Annotated in this window: 15 protein-coding genes; 9 read left to right on the forward strand and 6 right to left on the reverse strand. The window is 63.5% G+C overall.

Annotated elements, in window-relative coordinates:
- Nucleotides 1-52 precede the first annotated feature (52 nt).
- On the forward strand, nucleotides 53-718 hold the full coding sequence (locus Q8L25_RS01390) for a response regulator transcription factor (RefSeq protein WP_308923215.1): 666 nt from the start codon (nucleotides 53-55) through the stop codon (nucleotides 716-718).
- Nucleotides 715-2,076 carry an ATP-binding protein gene (locus Q8L25_RS01395; RefSeq protein ID WP_308923216.1) on the forward strand — a complete coding sequence of 454 codons (1,362 nt, stop codon included), beginning with the start codon at nucleotides 715-717 and terminating at the stop codon, nucleotides 2,074-2,076. Before Q8L25_RS01390 ends, Q8L25_RS01395 begins: the two co-directional genes overlap by 4 nt.
- Nucleotides 2,077-2,145: 69 nt before the next feature.
- Here the strand turns inward: Q8L25_RS01395 and Q8L25_RS01400 are convergent, their stop codons facing one another.
- From Q8L25_RS01400 to Q8L25_RS01410, 3 genes are all read right to left on the reverse strand, one after another.
- Nucleotides 2,146-2,934, reverse strand: a complete 789-nt coding sequence (locus tag Q8L25_RS01400; RefSeq protein WP_308923217.1) for a MipA/OmpV family protein — start codon at nucleotides 2,932-2,934, stop codon at nucleotides 2,146-2,148.
- A gap of 101 nt (nucleotides 2,935-3,035) precedes the next feature.
- Nucleotides 3,036-3,335 (reverse strand): AzlD family protein, encoded by a 300-nt coding sequence (locus tag Q8L25_RS01405; protein WP_308923218.1) that lies wholly within the window; start codon nucleotides 3,333-3,335, stop codon nucleotides 3,036-3,038.
- Nucleotides 3,328-4,068: an AzlC family ABC transporter permease gene (locus tag Q8L25_RS01410; protein WP_308923219.1), complete on the reverse strand. Its 741-nt coding sequence runs from the start codon at nucleotides 4,066-4,068 to the stop codon at nucleotides 3,328-3,330. The genes Q8L25_RS01405 and Q8L25_RS01410 overlap by 8 nt, the downstream gene beginning before the upstream one ends.
- 122 nt (nucleotides 4,069-4,190) lie before the next feature.
- Here Q8L25_RS01410 and Q8L25_RS01415 point away from each other — a divergent pair, with 122 nt between their 5' ends.
- Entirely contained in the window at nucleotides 4,191-4,649 is a 459-nt protein-coding gene (locus Q8L25_RS01415; RefSeq protein WP_308923220.1) for an Lrp/AsnC family transcriptional regulator, read from the forward strand.
- A 3-nt stretch (nucleotides 4,650-4,652) separates the two neighbouring features.
- Here the strand turns inward: Q8L25_RS01415 and Q8L25_RS01420 are convergent, their stop codons facing one another.
- Nucleotides 4,653-5,501, reverse strand: coding sequence for a helix-turn-helix domain-containing protein (locus Q8L25_RS01420; RefSeq protein WP_308923221.1), 849 nt, complete (start codon nucleotides 5,499-5,501; stop codon nucleotides 4,653-4,655).
- A gap of 97 nt (nucleotides 5,502-5,598) precedes the next feature.
- On the opposite strand from Q8L25_RS01420, the gene Q8L25_RS01425 reads away from it, so the two are divergent.
- The 4 genes from Q8L25_RS01425 to Q8L25_RS01440 all read left to right on the forward strand — a co-directional run bounded on the left by Q8L25_RS01425 (nucleotide 5,599) and on the right by Q8L25_RS01440 (nucleotide 10,334).
- Nucleotides 5,599-6,996 carry a cytochrome P450 gene (locus tag Q8L25_RS01425; RefSeq protein WP_308923222.1) on the forward strand — a complete coding sequence of 466 codons (1,398 nt, stop codon included), beginning with the start codon at nucleotides 5,599-5,601 and terminating at the stop codon, nucleotides 6,994-6,996.
- Nucleotides 6,997-7,114: 118 nt separating this feature from the next.
- Nucleotides 7,115-8,995 carry a hypothetical protein gene (locus Q8L25_RS01430; protein WP_308923223.1) on the forward strand — a complete coding sequence of 627 codons (1,881 nt, stop codon included), beginning with the start codon at nucleotides 7,115-7,117 and terminating at the stop codon, nucleotides 8,993-8,995.
- Between the two features lie 53 nt (nucleotides 8,996-9,048).
- Entirely contained in the window at nucleotides 9,049-9,270 is a 222-nt protein-coding gene (locus Q8L25_RS01435; protein WP_308923224.1) for a hypothetical protein, read from the forward strand.
- 125 nt (nucleotides 9,271-9,395) lie between these two features.
- Nucleotides 9,396-10,334: a bifunctional helix-turn-helix transcriptional regulator/GNAT family N-acetyltransferase gene (locus tag Q8L25_RS01440; RefSeq protein WP_308923225.1), complete on the forward strand. Its 939-nt coding sequence runs from the start codon at nucleotides 9,396-9,398 to the stop codon at nucleotides 10,332-10,334.
- 58 nt (nucleotides 10,335-10,392) lie between these two features.
- Here Q8L25_RS01440 and Q8L25_RS01445 read toward each other — a convergent pair whose 3' ends face one another.
- Together Q8L25_RS01445 and glmS are read right to left on the reverse strand one after the other, a co-directional pair.
- Nucleotides 10,393-10,944: a hypothetical protein gene (locus Q8L25_RS01445; RefSeq protein WP_308923226.1), complete on the reverse strand. Its 552-nt coding sequence runs from the start codon at nucleotides 10,942-10,944 to the stop codon at nucleotides 10,393-10,395.
- Between the two features lie 44 nt (nucleotides 10,945-10,988).
- On the reverse strand, nucleotides 10,989-12,818 hold the full coding sequence (gene glmS / locus Q8L25_RS01450) for a glutamine--fructose-6-phosphate transaminase (isomerizing) (protein WP_308925630.1): 1,830 nt from the start codon (nucleotides 12,816-12,818) through the stop codon (nucleotides 10,989-10,991).
- Nucleotides 12,819-12,978: 160 nt separating this feature from the next.
- Between glmS and Q8L25_RS01455 the strand changes: the two genes are divergently transcribed.
- On the forward strand, nucleotides 12,979-13,452 hold the full coding sequence (locus Q8L25_RS01455; RefSeq protein WP_308923227.1) for an Lrp/AsnC family transcriptional regulator: 474 nt from the start codon (nucleotides 12,979-12,981) through the stop codon (nucleotides 13,450-13,452).
- A gap of 328 nt (nucleotides 13,453-13,780) precedes the next feature.
- On the forward strand, nucleotides 13,781-14,059 hold the full coding sequence (locus Q8L25_RS01460) for a hypothetical protein (RefSeq protein WP_308923228.1): 279 nt from the start codon (nucleotides 13,781-13,783) through the stop codon (nucleotides 14,057-14,059).
- The last annotated feature ends 9 nt before the right edge of the window (nucleotides 14,060-14,068 follow it).

The raw sequence follows: 14,068 nt of genomic DNA on the forward strand, positions 1-14,068 counted from the left end.
TTAATCAACGCGCGGTACCATGGCAGCTTCCAGCCGATTTCGAAAGCCTGCCTTGCATATACTACTGGTTGAAGACGACAGCATGCTGGCCGACGCGGTCTGCGATGGCGCGCGGCAAAATGGCTGGACCATCGACCATGCCTCCGACGCGGCAGCGGCACGGCTGCGCTTGCTGGACGGCGCGTATTCGGTGATGTTGCTCGACCTGGGCCTGCCGCGCGAATCAGGCCTGAGCCTGCTCAAGACCATGCGCGCCCGCTACGACGTGACGCCGGTGCTGATCCTGACGGCGCGCGGCCAGCTCAGCGAGCGTATCGCGGGGCTCGACGCCGGCGCCGACGACTACCTGGTCAAGCCCTTCCAGTTCGATGAACTGTGGGCCCGCGTGCGGGCGGTGATACGGCGCAGCCAGGGGCGGGTGATACCGCTGCTGACCTGCGGCGAGGTCCAGCTCGACCTCGGCAAGCGGGTCGTCACCCGTGCCGGCGTGCGGGTCGCGCTCAGTGCCCATGAGTACCGTACCCTGCTGGCGTTGCTGGAGCGGCCCGGCCATATCGTCACGCGCGATTACCTGCACGAAATGGTGTATGGCGGCGCCAGCGCGATCGAGAGCAATACCATCGCGGTGTTCATCCACCAGCTGCGGCGCAAGCTGGGCGACAACATCATCACCACCGTCCACGGCCAGGGCTACATGATAGACGGCGGCGACGCATGAAGTCGCTGCGCGGACGCATGCTGCTGGTGATCGGCAGTTGTATCGCCTTCTGTTGGGTGCTGGTGCTGGTGCTGGCTGTCAGCTATACCGCGCGCGGTGAAGGCTTTGCCTGGGACAATGATCTGCGCAATATCGGCAACCGGATATTGAACTCCATGCCACCCGGCCTCAGCACGCTCGACGCCGCAAAGCCGGTCGTGTTCCCGCCCGACGACAAGCCATCGTACGACAGCGATACCAGCTTCCAGGTGTGGAGCAACCGCACGCGCCAGGTGGTGCGCGCGCCGGACGCGCCGCTGACGCCATTGCGGCCGGACTTCATCGACGGCTTCAGCACCACGCTGATCGATGGCAAGCAGTGGCGCGTGTATTCGGTGGCCGACAGCAGCGGCACCATCCATGCGCAGGTGGGCAATCTGCGAAGCAGCATCGACGCCGAAATCAGGCTCAAGGTGCTGACCGTGCTCGGCGTCAGCACCCTGTTATTGCTGATGGGCGGCGCGCTGATGGCCTGGGCCGTGCGGCGTGCGCTGAACCCGGTCATCGGCATCGGCGCGGCCTTGCGCAGCAGGGAAAAATTCGACCTCACGCCGCTGCCGCTGGCCCAACTGCCGACGGAACTGCATCCGCTGGTGGTCTCGTTCAACCATCTGCTGGACCAGGTGGGGCAGGCGGTGCAAAGCGAGCGGCGCTTCATCGACGACGCCGCCCACGAATTGCGCACGCCGCTGTCGGCGCTGCAGGCCCAGGCGCAAGTCGCATTGAAAGCCGCCACGCTGGCCGAGAAAGACGCGGCGCTGGCCAAGCTGCTGGCGGTGGCCCAGCGCAGCACCCGGCTGTCCGAGCAGCTGCTCGACCTGGCGCGGCTCGACGCCGGTACCCACCTGGCGCACGCGGCGCTGGCCGACCTCAGTGAACTGGCGGTGCACGTGGTGCGCGAATTCGACGTGGTTGCCGAGCAGCGGCGGCGCACCCTGGTCATCGCCGCCACGCCATGCCAGATCGCCTGCGATATCGACGAGATCGGCATCCTGCTGCGCAACCTGATCGACAATGCGCTGCGTTTCGCGCCGCCCGGCGGCCGCGTGCGCATCGCCTGCGGCCATGCCGAAAACCAGGTCTACCTGGAAGTGGCCGACGACGGCCCCGGCGTGCCGGAAGCCGAACGCGAACGTATCTTCCAGCGCTTTCACCGCCTTGCCGAAGGCAACAACGGGCGTGGCAGCGACATCGGCCTGTCGCTGGTGGCCGCCATCGCGCGGCTGCACCGGGCCGGCATCGTTACCGGTACCGGCCTCGATGGCCGCGGCTTTTGCGTGCGCATCCTGTTTCCGGCACCTTGGAGCCTATCCCGGTAGATGAATACGCCCCCTGCTGGCGCCCTTGATGAGCTGCAAGCAGCAGACGCTCACTACTGGGATAGGCTCTTAGAAGCTGTACAGGTAACCGGCCTTGACGCTGCCTTGGTTCGACCGGTCGACCAGCGGGCTGTCCTTGATGGCGCCGCCCAGCTTGGTGGCGCTGAGGTCGACAAACACATTGTGGCGCGGCGCCACGGCGTAGCCCATGCGCAAGCCCAGTTCGACATTGCTGGCGGCGTCGCCCGTGTAGGCGGCACGGCCGGCGCGTACTTCGGCGGCGCGCACGCCATAGTAGTAATCGACAAATTTCTTGTCCTGCCAGTTGGCCGCCACCCGCGGCGTGAGGGTCAGGGCGCCCACCTGAAAATCGCGGTTCAGTTCCAGCTTGACGCGCTTGCCTTCGGCGTCGCCGGTGGCGGCCAGCGCTTCGGCAGAGGCATTGACCACGCCGCCGCGCCACAGCACGGCGCCGCCCAGCCACACGCCGCCCTTGCGCTCGGCCATGCCTGCCAGGTAAGGCGAATCCTTGGCTTCATGGCCATCGTTGGCATAGCGCGCGCGCAGGCGGAACGACAGCGGCCCGCTTGACGGCAGCTTGGCGTCGAGGGTGGTACCGAAAAAGCTGATGTAGCGATTTTCGAACAGCAACAGCGGCAGGGCCTGGACGTCGTTGTCGTAGTCGCGGTAGGCCTTGCGGTCCAGTCCCACGGCCAGGCCCAGGCCCCATTGCGATGGCGCCGGCGAGGCTTCCTTGGCGGCCAGTTCCGGCGCCAGCACCTGCGCTTGCGCGGCCGGCAACGCCACCGCCAGGATGGCGGCGAACAACAGGGAAAATACGGTGTGTGGATGCGTCATGCGGTGGATCTCTTTCAGGCGGTTGAAACAGAGGCACAGCATGCCTGCGGGCGATTAATAATTTATTAGGGTCCGCCATGACCGCGACGGCGATGACGGCATCACCCCAGCCAGTGGCGCAGCAGGCCCGTCGCCGCCACCCCGATCATCACGGTGGGCAGCAGCGAAAAACGCATGGCCGCCAGCACCGTGACGGCCAGCGCCAGCAGGTTGGCCGGCTGTTCCGACACAAACGCCGGCGCGATCACCGAGATCAGCACGCAGCCGGGCACATTGTCCATCACGGCCAGGGTGCGGGCACTGAGCTGGCGGTTGCGCAGCAGCAGATAGCCGAGGATGCGCGTCAGATAAGTGGTCGAGGCCATCAGCACGATCACCAGCAGGGTCGGCAGGTCAATCATGGCGGCCTGCCCAGTACACGGCGGCGACCAGGCCCGCCAGCGCGCCGATCGCCACATGCCAGGCGCCCGGCAGCAGCAGATAGGCCGACGCCACCAGGCTGACCAGCCACGGCCGGCTGGCGCGCACACCCTTCCACATGCCCTTCAGCAGCACCAGGAAGACGGCCGTAAACGCCATGTCGAAGCCGAACCGCTCCATGTCGCCGATGGCCGGCCCCAGTGCCGCGCCGGTGGCCGTAAACACCACCCAGCTGGCATACAGGCCGGCCGCTACGCCCAGGTAGTAGGGCATGCTGATGCGTCCGCGTGCGCGCGCGTCCGCCAGCGCCAGGGCCCAGGTTTCGTCGCACATCAGGAACAGGGCCGGCAAGGCTTGCCGGCGCCGCAGATGCCGCAGGTAGGGCACCAGCGCGGCGCCCATCAGGATGTGGCGGCAGTTGATCAACAACGACATGCCGACGATCAGCAGCAGATGCGGCGGCGAGGTCCACAGGCGCACCGCCGCGAACTCCGAACCGCCGGCAAAGTTCAGCCCCGTCATCAGGGCCAGCTCCGCCACGCTCAAGCCTTTTTGCGCGGCCTGCGCCCCGAGCACCAGCGCAAACGGCACAAAGCCCAGCATCACGGGCAGCGAGGCGCGCAAGCCGCGCAGCGCTTCGCGCCATTTTCCGGACGGCAGGACGACCGGATGCGTAGAAGAAGAAGAAGAAGGGGTGGAGGGCAGGCTGTGCATGGGTTTCCTTTCCCCATTATTTTCTGCCAAAGCGCGTGAAATCGGATTGCGTTGTTGCCATGCATACATAAGAAATTGGCTTTAGAATCGACGTTTCGACCAATTGCTGGAATTGAACACCAATGAAGCTGGACGCCATCGACCGCCGCATCCTGAACGCCCTGCAACGCGACGGCCGCATGCAGAATATCGACCTGGCGAAAGAAGTGGGGCTGTCGCCCTCGCCCTGCTTGCGCCGCGTGCGCCTGCTGGAAGAGGCCGGCGTCATCGAACGCTATGTGGCGGTGGTCAATCCGGCCAAGGTGGGCCGCGGCTTCACGGTCTTCGCCCGCATCTGGCTGACCGGCCAGGATACGGAAACCGTGCGCCATTTCAACGCCGCCATACGCCAGTTGCCGGAAGTGGTGGAATGCCACCTGATGGCCGGCGACTGCGATTTCCTGCTGCGCGTGGTGGCCGCCGACCTGGACGGCTATTACCAGTTCCAGATCAAGCACCTGACCAGCATCAAGGGCGTGCAAAGCGTCAAGACGGAGATTCCGATGCAGAACATCAAGCTGACGTCGGAAATTCCCGTGTAGATGTCAGAGCCAGATGCGGTAGATCCAGTAGCTTTCATCGTCCGATGCCAGCAGCCGCAGGAATCTGCCGGGGCTGTGGCCGGTGATGGCGCGCACGTCGCGGCTCAGGTGGGCCTGGTCCGCATAGCCGCCCTGCGCGGCCACGTCCGCCAGGTTCGCCGGGCCGGCCCGGGCGTTGTCGCGCGCCTCGAAAAATGACTGCTCGGCACGCCGCAGCCGCAGCAGGCTGCGCAGCGATTGCCCCGCGCGCGCCTTGATGCGGCGTTCGAGATTGCGCACGCCGCGGCCGAATACCGTATCGGCCGCCTGCCACGCCAGGTGGCGCACCCAGTCGCCCGCCAGCGCGGACGGCCCCTTGGGCCGCGCCGCCTGCCATAACGGCGTCAGGAACTGTTCCAGCAACGCCAGCCGCGCGGCGTCGTCAGGCGCAGCCAGGATCGCCTCGGACAGGGCCTGCCATTCGGCGCCCAGCACCTCGTCCAGCGCCGCCCAGCGGTCCACGCAGGACGCCATGTCGATGCCGCTGATCGCCTGCAGCGCCTGCGGATAGAACATCACCATGAACAAGCGCACGGGACCGGGATTCCAGCTGGTGGTGGGCCCCGTCTGCGGGCCGGCAAACACGGCGCGCACCGGCGTGGGAGGTGCCGGCAAACCGGCCGGCACCACCAGTTCCCCCTCGCCCTCGATGAACCAGGCGATGGTGCACAGCGGCGTGGCCGGCGAGTGGTTGAAACGATCGCGCGGATCCGTCAGTGGCGCCTCGACCGTGCTGCGCGTGAGCAGCGCCCGCACGCAGGAAGCCAGTGCCTGGGGCGGGGCGATCAGACGCGTGGCGGCGGGATTGGGCATGGCGAAATTCTAACCCGGCGGCCGCTTGTCGCAAACGTTCAAGACGATGATGTCTCGCGGCGGCAGAGTAACGCCATGTCCATTACCGGAGCACACCATGCATTCCCCCTTGCGCCACCTTTCCGATCTGCCCGGGCCACGCCCGTGGCCACTGCTGGGCAACCTGCCGCAACTGTCGCCCACGCGCATGCACCGCCAGGTGGAGGCGTGGGCCAGGCAATACGGCCCGCTGTTCACGATGCGTTTTGCCACCACGCCGGTGCTGGTGGTGGCCGACCCGATACTGGTCGGCGGCGTGCTGCGCGACCGGCCGGAGGGCTTTCGCCGCCCGTCCGCCACGGCGCAAGTGGCGATGGAAATGGATGGCCGCCCCGGCCTGATCGTGGCCGAAGGCGCCCCCTGGCGCGCGCAGCGCCGCATGGTCATGGCCGCGCTGGCGCCACACGCGGTCAAGGCCTATTTTCCGGCGCTGGCGGTGACCTGCCTGCGCCTGCGGGAACGCTGGCGCCAGGCCGCGCAGGCTGGCACCAGCATCGCACTGGCGGTCGACCTGAAGTGCTACAGCATCGACATCATCGCCGGCCTGGCCTTCGGCATCGAGGTCAACACCCTCGAGCACGGCGAGCATGTTCTGCAGCGCCACATGGAAATCATCCTCGCCGGCGTGGCGCGCCGCTCGATGGCGCCATTTCCGTACTGGCGCTATCTGAGACTGGCGCGCGAGCGTGAGCTGGACGCCAGCGTCGCCGCGCTGCGCACCGCCGTCGACCAGCTGATCGCCGGCGCGCGCACGCAACTGGAGGCCGAACCGGCACGCCGCCAGCAGCCGGCCAACCTGCTGCAGGCGATGCTGTGCGCGGCGCAGGAGGAGGGCAGCGGCATCGACGACAATATTGTTGCCGGCAACGTCGCCACCATGCTGCTGGCCGGAGAGGAAACCACCAGCAGCACGCTGGCCTGGCTGCTGTATCTGCTGCACAGCAATCCGGCCGCGCTGCGGCAGGCGCGCGAGGAGGTGCTGCGCATGGCACCGGAGCCGGATAGTTTCACCATCGAACAGATGGACGCGCTGGTCTATCTCAACGCCTGCGCCCAGGAAGCGCTGCGCCTGAAACCGGCCACGCCCTTTATCCCGCTCGAAGCCCTGCGCGACAGCGTGGTGGGCGACGTGGCGCTGCCGAAAGGCGGCCTGGTCTGGTGCGTGATGCGCCACGACAAGACCATGCCGCCTGGCAGCGACTTCGATCCCGGCCGCTGGCTGCGCCAGGACGGCGATGCCATCGGCAAGCAGGCCGCGATGCCCTTCGGCGCCGGCCCGCGCACTTGTCCGGGGCGCTATCTGGCGCTGCTGGAAATCAAGGTGGCCTGTGCCATGCTGCTGGCGACGTTTGACATCGCCGCCATCGCGACGACAGGCGGCAAGGAGCCCGAAGAGGTGATGGGTTTCACGATGTCGCCACAGGCTTTGCACATGCGGCTGCGCGCACGAACATAAGCCGACACGACGCCGCCACACGGCACGTTTGAGCCACATCAACCATCACCTGCCGTCCAGTCCTAGACTGAATGTCAACTGTCACGCAGCCTGGGGTGACCATACCTGACAAGGAAAAATGATGGTAGTCATGGACGTCATCAAGACGCTGCTGCAAAGCGGTACCGAAGGTGAAATTTACCTTACCGAACTGCGCTCGAAAAGCCATGTCAGCAGAGGGCAACCGGGCTTGAGCTGGGCGCGTTGTCCGGCATGGCCGCCGGATGTGTTTGCGGTCGCCGCCACCCTGGTCGAAAAAGCCAGTTGCTGCATGCTGGCCGGCCCCGATGCGGCGGCGCTGGAACAACACCGCGACTATTTCAGGCGCATCTATGCCGCGGCCAGGGTCTGGACCACCGGCTATGCCGCGCCAGCCGACGTGCAACAGTTATGGACTACCTTGCTCACGTTTGGCGATGTCAAGCTGGGTGACGTCAAATGCCGCAAGGAGGTGCGCGACGTGCTGTTCCTGCTGCTGGCGATTGCCGACGAATCGTGTAACGGCATGGGCTGGGCGCCGCTGGAGACCTCCAGCACGGACGCGCCCGGCACAGCCAATCTGCTGGTCAACATGGTCATGACCAGTTTGCTGGACCAGCACGAGTTGCTGAAGCAGGACGGGCCGGTGTATGTGCTGCCGTTCGCACCGACCTCCCTGTGTTCGCTGATCATGACCGATGCCGCCGTGGTGTTGCCGAAGTCGATGACCGCCAGCGTGGGCTGCACCATCCGCTCCATGAGCCATCATCTGGCGCTGTTGCCCAGCAGCCTGGAAGTCAAGCCAAGCTGGCAGCTGGTGGACAAATCGTTTGGCCTCGCGCGCGATAGAATCGATCACAATGACGCTGGCGGCAATGGCGCGGCCAGCCACAAGCCGGCCGAGCGCGATTCCAAGCTGCGCCTGCTGCTGGTACCGTATCCGTTTCATCTTCCCGAAACCAGTTTTCACTTGCGCGAAGACAGGGTGGTGCTGAACAGGCATACCTCGACCGGCGCATTTTTCGAACTGCGCCAGCTATGGCTCAAGAAAGGCCAGCGTAAATTGACCGGCCCGAGCGTGGTGGCGGAGCTGTTCCAGCCCTTGCTGGAACAGGCGCGGACGGAATGTGGCAGCGACGAGATCCATGGCATCGTCATGCCCGAGTGCGCCTTGTCGCGCGAACTGGCCAATGCGGTGGCGGCACACTTGCGCGAAGAGAATATCGACTTTTTCATCAGCGGCGTGCTAGATCACGGCGCACCCAACGGCCATGGCGGCGCCCGCCTGCCGCACAACCAGGCCAGTACCTATCTGTTCCCAAAAGTGGCTAACGGCAACATGCTTGGCGACGGACCGCTGGTGATGAGCAGCCAGTCGAAACATCACCGCTGGTCGCTCGACCCGATGCAGGTACAACGCTATGCGCTCAACTTTCCCGACCGCTCGTTAACCAGCAAAGCGCTGCCTGCGCAGCAATGGTGGGAAGGAATCGATATTGCGGACCGGGACTTGCCGTTTTATGCGATACGCCGCGGCGTCTCGCTGGCCGTGCTGATCTGTGAAGATCTTGCGCGCACCGATCCGGCCATGTCCGTCATCCGCGCCGTCGGCCCCAACCTCGTCATCGCCCTGCTGATGGACGGTCCCCAGCTGGCCACGCGCTGGCCGGCACGCTATGCCACGGTACTGGCCGACGACCCGGGCTCATCCGTGCTGACCCTGACCTGTGCGGCGCTGGTGGACCGGTCCAACTGGCTGGAAAGCCGTCCGGTACGCTCGATCGCGCTGTGGCGCGATGCCGGCGGACGCACGCAAGAACTGAATTTGCCGGCCGGACACCACGGCATGTGCCTGACCCTGACCGCGAAAAACGAGTCCCAGTACACGATGGATAGCCGCTGTGACATTTCCAGCACCCAGAAACTGACGCTGACGTCGGCGATTCCGCTGGCAATTGCGTCGCCGCCCAATTGGTTATAAAGTACACGTCGCGGAGCATCGAAATGGTGCTTCCGTCAAGAAAGGATTTCACCATGTCGAACAATGAAAACATGCCGCAATATCGCACCTCGCGGTTCTTGCGGCCCGGCGAAGACCGGATGGTGCAACTGGTGCAGGACACCTTGCGCAGCGGCGGGCTCCACCCCGTCGACTCGGCCGTCGCCGAGCAAATTTCCTCCGCCAATCGCGACAGCGGCGGCGCACGCCAGAGTGCCGCCCCCCACAGCACGCGCGAACCACGCCAGGAGCGCTGAACACCACATCGCGCGCCACATGGCCAGGGGCCGGACAGCGGCACGGTGCGACTGCACCATGCCACAATGTTGACTCAGTCAACAAACTATCGCACAATTGCCTTCTTGCGATTGTGGAGATGGTCATGCCTGTCCTGGTTTCCCATGAGCGTGTCGCCGCCGTGCGCGCGTTCAACCGTTTTTTTACACGCCACATCGGCGTCTTGCGCGAAGGCTTGCTGCACAGCCAATTCACGCTGACCGAGCTGCGCGTGCTGTACGAGCTGGCCCACCATGGCGACCGGCCATCGGCCGCGCTGTGCCGCGACCTGGGCCTGGACCGTGGCTACCTGAGCCGCATCGCCGCCAAGTTTGAAAACGACGGACTGATCAGCAAAGTGGCGTCCGCCACCGATGGCCGCAGCAAACTGCTGCACCTGACACCGCACGGCCGCGCCGTCTACGAACCGCTGGACCAGTGTTCGCGCGACGAGGTCAGCGAGATGCTGTCGCGCTTCGACGATGCGCAGCAACTGCGCTTGCTGGGCGCCATGCACACCATCGCCGAATTGCTGGACGATCAGTCAGGCATGAAATACGCCCAGCCTTTCGTGCTGCGTGCGCACCGCCCCGGCGACATGGCCTGGATCACGCGCCGCCACGGCGAATTGTATGGCGCGCAGCATGGCTGGGATGCCAGCTTTGAACAGCTGGTCGGCCAGATCTGCACCGACTTCGAACGCCATTTCGATCCCGCCCTGGAACACTGCTGGATCGCCGAGATGGCAGGCCAGCCGGTCGGCTCGGTTGCGGTCGCGCGCAGCGGTGAAGCGGGCGTGGCCAAGCTGCGCCTGCTGCTGGTGGAAGAAGCGGCGCGCGGCCATGGCCTGGGCGCGCGCCTGGTCGACGAATGCCACCGCTTCGCGCGCGCCGCCGGCTACCGCAAGATGCGCTTGTGGACCACCGACCAGCAAAAGAGTGCGCGCCAGATTTACCAGGGCAAGGGCTATGTGCTGGTGGCACAAACGCCGGTGCTGGCGTTTGGCCAGCAGATGGTCGATGAGACGTGGGAGCTCGATCTCTGAGTGCATGTGCTGACGCCGGGGTAGGCGCGCCACGCAGGGAAGCCCTGCCGACAACCGTTCAGGCCAGGGCCTTGCTGATGATATCGCTCAGATACTTGCGGTCCCCTTGCGCCATCGATTTACCCGATGCGATGTTGAGTACCATCACAAGAAACAGCGCCACAGCACCCAGCGGAAAATACCACAGGTCATCCGGATAATCGGCCAGCATGGAAAAACTACGGATGAAAAAATACGCCAGGAAGACAAAGATCATGGTCATGAAAAACTTGGTCTGCCAGGACAAGGTAAACCTGCCTTCGAGAACGACTTCTTCCCCTTCTATCCTGAAACGGCCGACAAAACACGGTTTGAAATCATTGCGTACAAACGGCGTCTCTTTCTTGAGCTCCACCATGTGCTTGTTGACCACACCGGTTGCCGCCGAACCGCCGCCCACACGAAAACCGGGGCGGCGTGTCGCCGCACTCAGCGATGCGATCGCCTGCTCGCTGGACAGCGCGCTGCGAAAGGCCACAGGCTCGCCACCGTACAGCAGTTTGAAAAATCGGCCAATCATGCTCGTCATTTCATCAGGAATCAGAGTGACGTGAAGTACATCGGGCGGCAAGCGGCCGGGACGCGCAGTCTTCTTGCGTCCCGGCCACTGAAACCTTATTCCACCGTCACCGACTTCGCCAGATTGCGTGGCTTGTCCACATCGGTGCCACGCGCCAGCGCCGTGTGGTAGGCCAGCAATTGCAGCGCCACCACGTGCAGGATTGGTGACAGCACGCCGTAGTGTTCCGGCAGGCGGATCACGTGCAGGCCTTCGCCCGAGCTGATGTGCGAATCGACGTCGGCGAAGACGTACAGCTGGCCGCCGCGGGCGCGTACTTCCTGCATGTTCGACTTCAGCTTTTCGATCAGGGCATCGTTCGGGGCGATGGTGACGATCGGCATTTCATTGGTTACCAGGGCCAGCGGGCCGTGTTTCAGTTCGCCGGCCGGATACGCTTCGGCGTGGATATAGGAAATTTCCTTCAGCTTCAGCGCGCCTTCCAGGGCGATCGGGTAATGCATGCCACGACCGAGGAAGAGGGCGTTTTCCTTGCGGGCGAACTCTTCGGACCAGGCGATGATCTGCGGTTCGAGCGCCAGCACGGAAGCGATTGCCACCGGCAGGTGACGCATGGCTTTCAGGTGGGCCGCTTCTTCTTCCTCGGTCAGGTGGCCGTTCACTTGCGCCAGGCACAGGGTCAGCAGGAACAGGCCGGCCAGCTGGGTGGTGAAGGCCTTGGTCGAGGCGACGCCCACTTCGACGCCGGCGCGCGTGATGTAGGCCAGCGCGCATTCGCGCACCATGGCGCTGGTGGCCACGTTGCAAATCGTCAGCGTATGGTGCATGCCCAGGCTGCGCGCGTGTTTCAGGGCGGCCAGCGTGTCGGCCGTTTCGCCGCTTTGCGAAATGGTGACGATCAGGGTGTTCGGATGCGGCACGCTGTCGCGGTAGCGGTATTCGCTGGCCACTTCCACGCTGACAGGCACCTTGGCGATCGATTCGATCCAGTACTTGGCGGTCATGCCGGCGTAGGAGCTGGTGCCGCAGGCCAGGATCAGCACGCGGTCGACCTGCTTGAAGATGTTATAGGCGTCGTCGCCGAACAGCTCCGGCATGATGCCCGTCACGCCTTCGAGCGTGTCGCCGATGGCGCGCGGCTGCTCGAAGATTTCTTTCTGCATATAGTGGCGGTACGGGCCCAGTTCGGCGGCACCGGTGTGCGCATGCACGGTTTTCACTTCACGCTCGACCGGCTTGCCGTCGACATCGACGATCCACACGCGCGACAGTTGCAGGTCGACCACGTCGCCTTCTTCCAGGTAGATAATCTGGTTGGTGGTGCCGGCCAGCGCCATGGCGTCGGAAGCGACAAAGTTTTCACCCTCGCCCAGGCCGACGATCAGCGGCGAACCCTGGCGGGCGGCGACCACGCGGTGCGGTTCGTCGCGGCAGAAAACGGCGATCGCATAGGCGCCATCGAGGCGCTTGACGGCTTGTTGCACCGTCTCGAACAGGTCGCCGTTATACAGGTGCTCGACCAGGTGGGCGATGACTTCGGTATCGGTCTGGCTCTGGAACACATAACCGAGGGCGGTCAGTTCGGCGCGCAGTTCGTCGTGGTTTTCGATGATGCCGTTATGCACCAGTGCCACGCGCGGATTTTCCTCGTTCGGCGAAAAGTGCGGGTGGGCATTGAACGACACCGGGGCGCCATGCGTGGCCCAGCGCGTGTGGGCGATGCCCGTGAAGCCGCTCACGCCTTCTTCGGCGATCTGCTTTTCCAGCTCGGCCACGCGCGCGGTCGAGCGCGAACGTTGCAAACGGCCATCGGTATGCAGCGCGATGCCGCAGGAATCGTAGCCGCGGTATTCCAGGCGCTTCAGGCCTTCGACCAGGATAGGGGTGATATTACGTTGCGCTACTGCGCCGACAATGCCGCACATGGAAACCTCGAATTGAAAATTAATTAATGCACGCATGCTAATGCAGAGAGCATGAAATATGCTTTCTAAATTCATGTATTTTTGATTGAATATTTCATGTATATTTTGCGATGAAATATTCTTTCATTTAATTTAAATTTTTTTGTTAATTCATTAAATCATGAACGAAACCACTATTCTTCTTGACGACATCGACCGGCGGATTCTGAATGCCTTGCAAGTTGATGCATCACAAACCAACAGCGAACTGGCGCGGCTGGTCCATGTCTCGGCACCCACTTGCCTGCGCAGGGTCAAGCACCTGACCGAGAGCGGGGTGATCGAGCGGCAGGTGGCGATCGTCGCGCCGCAACTGGTAGGGCCCAGCCTGACGGCGGTGGTCGAGATCACGCTCGATGTACAGGCGGCCGAACGCATGACCGAGTTCGAACAACTGGTGGCCGGCGAGGCGGCAGTGCTGCAATGCTACCGCGTCTCGCCCGGCCCCGATTTCGTGCTGATCGTGCAGGTGGCCGACATGCCGGCCTACCATGCGCTGGCGCACAGCTTGTTTACGGCGCACGCCAACGTGCGCAATGTGAAAAGCTATTTTTCCACCTTCCGCAGCAAGTTCGAGACACGCATCGCCGTCTGAAGGACGCTGGCGAGTTATCCCGACTTGTTATGCCCCTTGTGCACATTGTTATCCACAGCACGGCAAGCGCCTTGCGGGCCGCCTGATGCATTTACCCTCATCATGCTGCGCGACAGTTTCCGTGAAAAACAAGTTATCCCGACTTGTCCGCTGCTTGCCCACCAGTTGACAACAGGCTTGTGCACAGATTTACCCACAGGCGGCAATCTGATTCAAGCATAAAATCCTGATTGAATTCAATAGCTTGAAAGTTATTCCGAGCTTATCCAGCATTTGCGCACAGCATTATCCACAGCCGGGAAATTCGAAACCAGCATGTTGAAATATCATGGCTGCTTACCGGACAACGATGCATGAAACAAGACAAGACGCCAAACTTATCCCGTCTTTTTCACCGCTTTTACATGGCTTATACCAGGCTTATCCCTGCATGATTCCCATGCTTGTACACATGTTTATCCACACTGCAAAAATGGCACTTTCAATAGCCGGTGACTTATCCCCTTTCTGCCCACCGCCTGTCCACAAGCTTGTCCACAACACCGATGCTGATAAAAAATGCCGCCAGCCTGTGAAGGCTGGCGGCATCATCTGCCGTCAAGCGTAGAGGACGAAA

It is taken from the genome of Janthinobacterium sp. J1-1 (assembly GCF_030944405.1).
Lineage (GTDB): Bacteria > Pseudomonadota > Gammaproteobacteria > Burkholderiales > Burkholderiaceae_D > Janthinobacterium.

What these genes read in the sequence shown, in the direction of transcription:
- Q8L25_RS01395 (WP_308923216.1), top strand. Translation starts at nt 715, where the DNA reads ATGAAGTCGCTGCGCGGACGCATGCTGCTGGTGATCGGCAGTTGTATC.
- Q8L25_RS01400 (WP_308923217.1), bottom strand. Translation starts at nt 2,934, where the DNA reads ATGACGCATCCACACACCGTATTTTCCCTGTTGTTCGCCGCCATCCTG.
- Q8L25_RS01405 (WP_308923218.1), bottom strand. Translation starts at nt 3,335, where the DNA reads ATGATTGACCTGCCGACCCTGCTGGTGATCGTGCTGATGGCCTCGACC.
- Q8L25_RS01410 (WP_308923219.1), bottom strand. Translation starts at nt 4,068, where the DNA reads ATGCACAGCCTGCCCTCCACCCCTTCTTCTTCTTCTTCTACGCATCCG.
- Q8L25_RS01415 (WP_308923220.1), top strand. Translation starts at nt 4,191, where the DNA reads ATGAAGCTGGACGCCATCGACCGCCGCATCCTGAACGCCCTGCAACGC.
- Q8L25_RS01420 (WP_308923221.1), bottom strand. Translation starts at nt 5,501, where the DNA reads ATGCCCAATCCCGCCGCCACGCGTCTGATCGCCCCGCCCCAGGCACTG.
- Q8L25_RS01425 (WP_308923222.1), top strand. Translation starts at nt 5,599, where the DNA reads ATGCATTCCCCCTTGCGCCACCTTTCCGATCTGCCCGGGCCACGCCCG.
- Q8L25_RS01430 (WP_308923223.1), top strand. Translation starts at nt 7,115, where the DNA reads ATGATGGTAGTCATGGACGTCATCAAGACGCTGCTGCAAAGCGGTACC.
- Q8L25_RS01435 (WP_308923224.1), top strand. Translation starts at nt 9,049, where the DNA reads ATGTCGAACAATGAAAACATGCCGCAATATCGCACCTCGCGGTTCTTG.
- Q8L25_RS01440 (WP_308923225.1), top strand. Translation starts at nt 9,396, where the DNA reads ATGCCTGTCCTGGTTTCCCATGAGCGTGTCGCCGCCGTGCGCGCGTTC.
- glmS (WP_308925630.1), bottom strand. Translation starts at nt 12,818, where the DNA reads ATGTGCGGCATTGTCGGCGCAGTAGCGCAACGTAATATCACCCCTATC.
- Q8L25_RS01455 (WP_308923227.1), top strand. Translation starts at nt 12,979, where the DNA reads ATGAACGAAACCACTATTCTTCTTGACGACATCGACCGGCGGATTCTG.
- Q8L25_RS01460 (WP_308923228.1), top strand. Translation starts at nt 13,781, where the DNA reads ATGGCTGCTTACCGGACAACGATGCATGAAACAAGACAAGACGCCAAA.